Below are 8,224 nucleotides of genomic sequence, written 5' to 3'. Positions count from 1 at the left end.
ATGCGTTGCGAGCGCGTGGCGGGATGCTGCCGCCAGAGGGTGATAGGCGCGTCTCTGTTGGGGAAAACATCTAAAATCTTCGCGAAAAATTTATCAGTGCGTCATCCCCGCGAAGGCGGGGATCCAGTGTCTTTAATTCATTCAAGAGCGGAAGACGCTGGATCCCCGCCTTCGCGGGGATGACGGTACAAACTATTTGACTCGCAACCCGTCATTCCCGCGAAGGCGGGAATCCAGCGTCTTTGCTATCCAAAAAATTGAGGTCGCTGGATGATCAGCGACAGCCTTGAAAATCGCCGCCCGCCTTCGCGGGAATGACGGCGCAACTATTCGACCTGCATCCCACTACCAGCCCATCTGCCGATTCAATATCGACGAATCGTAGTAGGTGCCGATCGAACGGATCTTGCCGCCTTCGACGCGGATGAAAGTCACGCCGCTGAAACGCACCTGTTGCGTGGTCGCCGGCAGGTTCGCGCTCCAGGCGCCGGTGTTGGTACCGGAGAAGGTCCATTCGAAGGCGACGCCGTCGTTGGTGGCGATCGGCGGGCCGCGCATTTCCCATTGCGCATTCGGCACCGCGGTGAGAAAGACGCGGATGATCTTGCTCGTCGCCTCTTCGCGACCATGCAACGGCGTGCCGATGGATGCATCGAAATAAGTAACGTCGTCGGCGAGGAAGCTGCCGGCCTGGTCGATGTTGTGGGCGTTCCAGGCGGCGCGATAACCGACCACGACGTCGAGGGCGGGGCTCGCGGGCGCAACAACAGGCGTCGGCGCGACAACGGGCTTGGCGACGACGATCGGTGCAACGGCGGTGGTCTCGGGTTCGCCCTTGCAGCCAGCGAGCGACAGCAGAAGAACGCCACACAGCAATGACACAGGTTTCATCGAATTCTCCGCAGCCAATGCCCGATCATGCCACGGCGGAGCCGCCACCTGCCCCTGCCATTCAATTACCCATGATGGTGGTGTAGTCCTGCGTCCAGCGGCTGTAAGGCACGCAGTCGCCAGTGCCGCATTTCGCCTGCGGCGTGCGCCAGAAATGGATCCTGTCGAAGTCGTCGCTGCCATGGGTCTTGCAACCATCGACGCCGAGCAAGGCGTTGTTGCCGCAGGCCGCAGGCACCGCCGGCACCGATCCGAGGCGCTCGGCGGCATCGCCCTGCACTTTTGGATGCAGCGACCATTCCATCCACGCGTACGCACAATTGGGATGCCTGGCCTGCGCATGCAGCATTGTGGTGTCGGCCCAGCCGGTTGCGCCCTCGGCAGGAACGGTCGAAGCGATCGGCTGCGCTGGCTTTTCCGCCTGCAATGCATTCACCTGATACAACCTCGAACCCGAAGCGACCACGCCTTCGCTCTTGAAATCGCTGATCTGCTTGCCCGCATCCTGCCAGTACTGATGCACCAGCGCCTTCTGCGCGCGCAGTACCGTCAGCGCGGCGGCGTACTGCGCCTCGTTGAGCTCGTACGGATCGGTGATGCCGAGCTCGGGTTTCTTGCCCATCAGATAGACGGCGGCATCGGCGATGTAAATCGGTTCGGCAAATGCCTGCACGCGGCCTGCATTGGATTTTCCATCGGGCAGTTTCTGCTCCTCGAACACCACGCTCCAATCGATCGGCGCGGTCTTGAAGGTCTTCGTGTTGTACATCAGCACGTTCGGCCCCCATTGCCAGGGCACGCCGTAGTGCTTGCCGTCGACGGTGTGCCAGGCCGCGTTCTGCAGGCGCGGATCGACGCCCGACCAGGATTTGATGCGCGTGATATCGATCGGCTGCACCTTGCCGCCAGCGATCAGGCGCAGCGAGGTATCGCCCGAGGCGATGACCAGGTCGGAGCCACCCTGATTCACCAACGCCGCCATTTCGTCGGATGTATCGACCATCCTGACGTTGACGCGGCAGCCGGTCTCCTTCTCGAACCCACTGACCCAGTCGACGCTCCTGTCGCTTTCGCCGCGCTCGATGTCACCGGCGCGGGCGATGATGCCGACCTCACCCTCGAGCACCGGCGCCGCAGCGGCGGCCGCAGCTTTCGCCGGCACCGCTTCGTGTTTCTTTCCGCAACCCGCGACAAGCAAAGTCAGCGCCGCCGACAGCAGCAAGGGTTTCAGGACTATGGACATAGGTGCGTGCGTCCTCGTGAGTGTGGATTGCCGCGGTGCCGACCTAGCCTCGCCGTGAGATCGCATGGTGTCAAGGCGACAAGGCATTGCCGCCGCAGGAGCAGGCATGGCCAAGTTTGCCCCAGCAGTAACTGCACCCAGGGTAGCGTGCTTGCGTTGATCGGAAGCGAGTCTCGCCACAACTGAAGCCGCAGGAGCCAGCTCACTGGCGGTAAAAATCGCCGCGACCGCAAAACATCGCGACCATGCCCGCTCACGATACGCAATGGTGATCAGAGACAAGCGCCCCTGACACCGCTCCTTCCATCCCTTATCCTCAACCCCTCCTCTTCGAGCCCCTTCCGTGCCGCCAACGGCCTCTTCTTCCACGTCCCCCGCACGCCGCACCCTCATCACTGGCGCCTCGGGCTTCATCGCCGCCAACCTGATCCGTCGCCTCCTGGCCGAGGGTCACGAAGTGCATGCGCTGCGACGTGCGGATAGCGATTTGTGGCGGATGGCCGGCATCGAAGACAAAATCATCTGGCATGCCGCCGATCTGCGCGATGCTGAGGCGCTCATGCGTGCTTGCGCCGATGCCAAGCCCGATTGGCTGTTCCATCTCGCCACCGCGCGTGGCGATACCAGCGATGGCCGGCTCTACTACGAGACCAATCTCGTCGCGGCGCGCAATCTGCTTGCCGCCTGCCGGGCGACGCCGCCGCAGCGGTTGATCGTGCACGGCAGTTCGCTCGAATACGGGCATCGCGACCAACCTCTCCGAGAAGACATGCCGTTGCAGCCGGACAGCCACCACGGCCTGAGCAAGGCCTGCGCCGGCTTGTTGTTCCTGCAGGCGCAGCGCGATGAAGGCTTGCCGGCGACGCTGCTGCGGCTGTTTTCGGTCTATGGCGCCTGGGAGTCGCGCGAGCGCCTGCTGATCAAGGCGCTGCTCGCGGGCATGGACGGTGGCACACTAGGGTTGACGGCGCCGGGGATTCGCCGCGATTACGTGCATGTCGACGATGTCGTTGAAGCCAGCCTGCGTGCAGTGGTCAGCGCGGCAGCGATCGGCAGGGCGATCAATATCGGCAGCGGCGTGCAGACCAGCAACGAGGGGATGGTGGCGATGATCGATCAACTGACTGGCCAGCGGCTGCGCCTGCTCGATGGCGCGTATCCGCATCACGCCAGCGATACCGACCACTGGGTCGCGGATACGCACCTTTGCCGGGAAATTTTCGGCTGGACCCCGGCCACGACCCTGGCCGAGGGCTTGGAAAAGACGCTGACCTTCCTGCAACAGCATCGCCACCTGCCCGCCTATGCCTGAATTGGCCGCGATCATGGAAACGACCAGGCCGCTGCGCGTCTCGGTGGTGATTCCGGTCTATGCGAATGCCGGTTCGCTGGCTCGCCTGTGCGCGCGCATCGCCGCAACGATGCGAGACCATCGCCTCGATCATGAAATCATTTTTGTCGACGACGCCTCGCCGGATGATTCCTGGACGCGCATCGAAGCGCTGGCGCAAAGCCGGCCCGGCGTACGCGGACTGCGTCACGGTGGTAATCGCGGCCAGCACCGCGCCGCGCTTGCCGGACTCGGCGATGCCGACGGCGACATCTGCGTGGTGATGGATGCCGACCTGCAGGATCCACCCGAGGCCATTCCCGCCTTGCTGCGCGCCCTGCGCACACGCGACAGCGATGTCGTGTTCGCTGGTCGCGTCGGTGATTACCAGGCCTGGCATCGCATGCTCACCTCGCGCCTGTATCGACGGCTGGTGCTGGCACCGATGACCGGCCTGCCCGGCGATGCCGGCATGTTTTTCGCGATCCGGCGCGATGCGCTCGATCGCCTGCTGGCGATGACGACACCGGGCACACCAATGCTGATCGGCATGATCGCTGCGGCGAAACTGCGCTGCCTCAGCGTGCCGGTGATGCGCGAATCGCGGCCGCATGGCAGTTCCGCGTATTCCGGCTGGCGCCGCCTGCGCGCGGCGATGCGCATGGTACGCAGCGCCTGGTTCGCGCGGCCGAGCGAAGAAGCACCGCTGCGTTCGCAGCAACTGGCGGCGATTGTTGCACGCAGCGGCGAGGCCGGACGCCGCGAATGAGCCGCACGGAAAAATCCGTCGCCGCCCTGCTGTTGTTGCTGTTGCTGGCCTTGTACTCGCTGATTTCCGCACATGCCGCTTTCGATGTCGGCGACGAGGGCTATCTGTATTACCTCAGCTGGGCGGTGTCGCGAGGACAGATTCCGTTCCGCGATTTCGAGCTGTCGACGTATCCGCCGGGAATATTCGCGCTGTATGCGCTGGCGTTCGATGCCTTCGGCACCAGCATCGCCAATGCGCGTGGCTTGAGCATCGCTTTGTTGCTGATCAATGTCGCACTGATGTTCGCGGTGGTGCGCGCATTCGGTGCGCGCCGCTTCGCCTGGCTGGCCGCAATGCTGCTGGCGCTGGCGCCGGGAGCCTGGCACAAAGCCTACGTGGCGACGCTATGCCTGAGTGCTCTCTGGCTGGCGCTGCGGATCCGTCGTGGTGCCGGTGTTGCGACCTATGCCTTGTTGACGATGGTGATCGCGCTCGGCCTGCAACTGCGGCTGGACGCAGCGGCGTGTGCGATCGCGCTGCTGCTGATCGCGGCATGGCAGGCACCGGCGGCACGTCCGTCACCGGCAAAACTTTTCGCCACTTGCACGGTGGTCTTTACACTGACTTTGCTGCCGTTGCTCGTCTGGCTGGCGATGCAGGGCGTACTCAACGACTACCTGCGACAACTATTTGCCTTCCTCGGCATCGCCAGCGAACGCAGCGGCGCCTGGTATCGACAACCACCGCCGGCGTTCGCCGAGATCTTCGCTAACGGTGGAACCGCGCTGTTCGCGGCACTGTATTTCGCATCGTTCCTCCTACCATTGGGGTTGATCGGCACGCTGATCGCGCAATGGCGCCAGCGCAAGATGCTAGCCGTACGCGACAGCGATGCCTTGCTGGTGCTGGTCTTCGTCGCGATGAGCCTGCCGCAGTTCCTGATCGAACGCCCCGATGCCGTGCATCTATGCCAACGCGGATTCGCGCTGATCGTCGGCGGTATCTGGTTGCTGGGTCCCGACGGGCTGCGCAGTGCGCTGCCGCCAGCGGCTGCGAAAATAGGTCGAGCAGTCATCGCGATGTTTCTGTTCTGTCTGCTGTTGCCGGGCTTCGTTCTCGATGCCGGCGGTGGGCCCGGCCAGCTGCGCACCGCGACGCATCCGGTTGCGCTGGTGCATGGACTGCGCTTCATGGCAGCGGATGGCAGCGGCTGGGACAGCGCCACGCGCGCCATCGATCATGACCTCACCGCGGGGGATCGCATCGCCGCCGTGCCGTATGCGCCCGGCCTCAACTTTATCCTGCAAACGCCTACGCCCGGACGCCGGAATTATTTTCTTCCCAACACGATTCGCGCGGCCCACGACGATGCCGAGGCAGCGACGGAACTCGCGAGCGCGCGCTTTATCACGCTGCAGCCGGAATTCCGTCTTTCCCCTTCGCCGCGGACGCGGATCGCCTGTTACGCGCCGCAGCTGACCGCGCTGATCAACACGCATTTCGCGGCGCGCAAAGAGGCCAACGACCCGCAGCTACTGGCAGCGACAACGCAAACAGGCCAAGCTTCCGCGACCATTTCTCCCTGTCTTTCCGGAACGACCCCGCCGTGAGCCCGAAGACCAACGAAGCTTTCCGCCTGCAGCACAACGCGCAGCAACGCGACTATTACGAGCAGGCGCCGGACCGGCCGGCGATGCAGGTGCGCGATACGCCTTACGTGCATCGGCATGTCGAACGCATGATCACCATCGCCGGCCTGCAGCCACGCCAGCCTATCCTTGAAGTCGGCGCCGGCCTGGGCAAGTTCAGCCTGCCGATGCTCGCGCGTGGCCTGGATGTGGTCTGCAACGATCTCTCGCCGGTGCAACTGCAACGCCTGCAGGCAGCGGCCACGCAGCCAGTAGCGACACTCGCCTGCGATATCGCGGAAATCGCCACGCACACCGACCAGCGCTTCGATCGCGCCGTCGGTTTTTTCACCTTGCATCACATGCATGATCTGACGGCGGTGTTCGCCGGCCTGCGCGCCGCGCTCAAACCTGGCGCGGAACTGTGTTTCATCGAGCCGCGTGGCCGGCACCCGCTCTACACCGTGCAGGTGGCATTGACGCCGAAGATGACCTTCCGCGGCGAACACGGGCTGTTCGACATGCACGATGCCTGCGTGCACGCGGCGATGCACCGGGCTGGCCTGCAACCGCTGCCATCGACGAGCTACGGTTTCGCACCGCCGTTCGTGATCAATCGCCCCTGGGGCAGCCGCCTGGAGGATGCGCTCGATCGCCAGCGCTGGCTGCGCTGGGCGCATGTTTTCCGCGTGTTCCGCGCGCGCAATCCGCAATGACGCCACGCTTTTCTTGCCCGCTATGCCGTGTCGAGCTGATCGGCGAGACGAACATCAACTGCCCGCGATGCGGTTTTGCGCTGCATCGTGAAGACGGCATCTGGCGCGATGATTCAGTCGCGACGCCAACGGGTTTCGACACGGCGGCCCGCGAACATCTGCACGGCATCGAGGAAAAACATTTCTGGTTTGCGCCGCGCGACCGACTGCTGCGTGAGATCGCGCAACGCGAGTTGCCTGCCGGCGGCGCGGCACTGGAACTGGGCTGCGGCAGCGGTCGCCTGCTGCGCGCCTGGGACGCGCAGTTTTCATCCTGCACGGCGCTGGAATCGCATGTGCAGTCGCTGCTCGAAGCGGGCGGTCGCGGCAGCGACGCAATGCTTTTGCAGGCCGACGTCGGCCGCCTGCCGCTGGCCGACGATCAATTCGATGCACTGATGGCCTTCGATGTGCTTGAACACGCCGACCCGGTCGCGATGCTCGGCGAAGCCAGACGCGTTGCGCGCCGAGGCGCACGACTGCTGCTATCGGTGCCTGCGTATCAAAGCCTGTGGAGTTATGCCGACGAACTCGCCGGCCATCGTTGCCGCTACGATCGCGCCTTGCTCGCCCGCGAATTGCGAGCATCGGGTTGGCGACTGCGCGGCCACACGCATTACCAGTTCGCCTTGTTTCCGTTGCTATGGCTCAGTCGTCGTCTGCTCGGTGCACGCGCGCGCCGCGCCGAGCGCGAGCCGGCGGCTTTCGTCGCGGCGATTCTTGGCCGCATCAATGCCATGGAAGTGCGGCTGTTTTCGCGCTGGCGCCTGCCGTTCGGATCGAGTCTGATCGTCTGGGCGGAGGCGGCATGAATACAAAACCGCTTGGCCTGCTGGTATTCGAAACCGACGCAGCGGCGATCCGCGCCAACGTCGCCGCCGGCCTGCATGAGGTGATGATCGACTGCGAATGGCGCGGCAAGGTCGATCGCCAACACGGCGCCGATACCGATACGTCGTATGTGGAAATCGACGGCGTCGCTGCGGCCGCGAGCGTGCCTGGCGCGTTCGTGCATTGCCGGATCAATGCCCACGGCGTCTGGACCGACGAGGAAATCGAAACCGCGATCGCCGCCGGCGCGCAGCAGATATTCCTGCCGATGCTGCGCCGGATCGACGAGGTCGAGCACTTTCTGCATCGCATCGACGGCCGCGCCCATGCCGCGATTCTGGTGGAAACCGACGACGCCGTGCGGATCGCACCGGACCTGGCGACGCTGCCGCTAGCCGCCGTCTACGTCGGCCTCAACGATCTGGCGATTTCGCGCGGCAAGACCTTGATCTTCGAAGCCCTGCTCGACGGCACCGTGGAAAAGCTGCGCGAGTGTTTCGCCGGCAAGGCTTTCGGTTTCGGCGGCGTCACCATCCCCGGCCGCGGCGCGCCGATTGCCGGCGACTTGTTGCTCGCGGAAATGCAGCGACTGGATTGCGATTTCAGCTTCCTGCGCCGCTCCTGGCATCGCGATGTCGCCGGCCGCGATCTCGCCACCGAAGCGGCACGGTTGCGCGAATTCTGGTTGGCTCTTTGCCAGCGCGATGCCGCAACACGAGAAACACAGCAACGCGCGCTGCATCAGAGGATCAGGGAGTTGCTATCCGCGCCAGTGTCTATCGAATAGCAGTCGTC

At 64.2% G+C, this 8,224-nt stretch carries 8 protein-coding genes; 6 read left to right on the top strand and 2 right to left on the bottom strand.

The genetic code is table 11. The features are described from left to right. Positions 1-345: 345 nt before the first annotated feature. Positions 346-891: an ester cyclase gene (locus tag VKM35_RS04250; protein WP_324318695.1), complete on the bottom strand. Its 546-nt coding sequence runs from the start codon at positions 889-891 to the stop codon at positions 346-348. Positions 892-952: 61 nt separating this feature from the next. Then, positions 953-2,134: an ABC transporter substrate-binding protein gene (locus tag VKM35_RS04245; protein ID WP_324318693.1), complete on the bottom strand. Its 1,182-nt coding sequence runs from the start codon at positions 2,132-2,134 to the stop codon at positions 953-955. Between the two features lie 343 nt (positions 2,135-2,477). Between VKM35_RS04245 and VKM35_RS04240 the strand changes: the two genes are divergently transcribed. From VKM35_RS04240 to VKM35_RS04215, 6 genes are read left to right on the top strand one after another with little or no spacing between them, the layout of a single operon-like run. Further along, positions 2,478-3,446 (top strand): NAD-dependent epimerase/dehydratase family protein, encoded by a 969-nt coding sequence (locus tag VKM35_RS04240; protein WP_324318691.1) that lies wholly within the window; start codon positions 2,478-2,480, stop codon positions 3,444-3,446. A gap of 13 nt (positions 3,447-3,459) precedes the next feature. Then, positions 3,460-4,233, top strand: coding sequence for a glycosyltransferase family 2 protein (locus VKM35_RS04235; RefSeq protein ID WP_324318689.1), 774 nt, complete (start codon positions 3,460-3,462; stop codon positions 4,231-4,233). Then, positions 4,230-5,825 (top strand): hypothetical protein, encoded by a 1,596-nt coding sequence (locus VKM35_RS04230; RefSeq protein WP_324318687.1) that lies wholly within the window; start codon positions 4,230-4,232, stop codon positions 5,823-5,825. Before VKM35_RS04235 ends, VKM35_RS04230 begins: the two co-directional genes overlap by 4 nt. Next, complete coding sequence (locus VKM35_RS04225; RefSeq protein WP_324318685.1) at positions 5,822-6,559, top strand: class I SAM-dependent methyltransferase; 738 nt, start codon at positions 5,822-5,824, stop codon at positions 6,557-6,559. Before VKM35_RS04230 ends, VKM35_RS04225 begins: the two co-directional genes overlap by 4 nt. Continuing rightward, complete coding sequence (locus VKM35_RS04220; protein ID WP_324318683.1) at positions 6,556-7,410, top strand: methyltransferase domain-containing protein; 855 nt, start codon at positions 6,556-6,558, stop codon at positions 7,408-7,410. Before VKM35_RS04225 ends, VKM35_RS04220 begins: the two co-directional genes overlap by 4 nt. After that, complete coding sequence (locus VKM35_RS04215; protein ID WP_324318681.1) at positions 7,407-8,216, top strand: hypothetical protein; 810 nt, start codon at positions 7,407-7,409, stop codon at positions 8,214-8,216. Before VKM35_RS04220 ends, VKM35_RS04215 begins: the two co-directional genes overlap by 4 nt. The last annotated feature ends 8 nt before the right edge of the window (positions 8,217-8,224 follow it).

Origin of the sequence: Arenimonas sp., from assembly GCF_035312645.1 — a bacterium.
In the GTDB taxonomy this organism is placed as follows: Bacteria; Pseudomonadota; Gammaproteobacteria; order Xanthomonadales; family Xanthomonadaceae; genus Arenimonas.
This window is presented reverse-complemented; position numbering and strand designations above follow the sequence as displayed.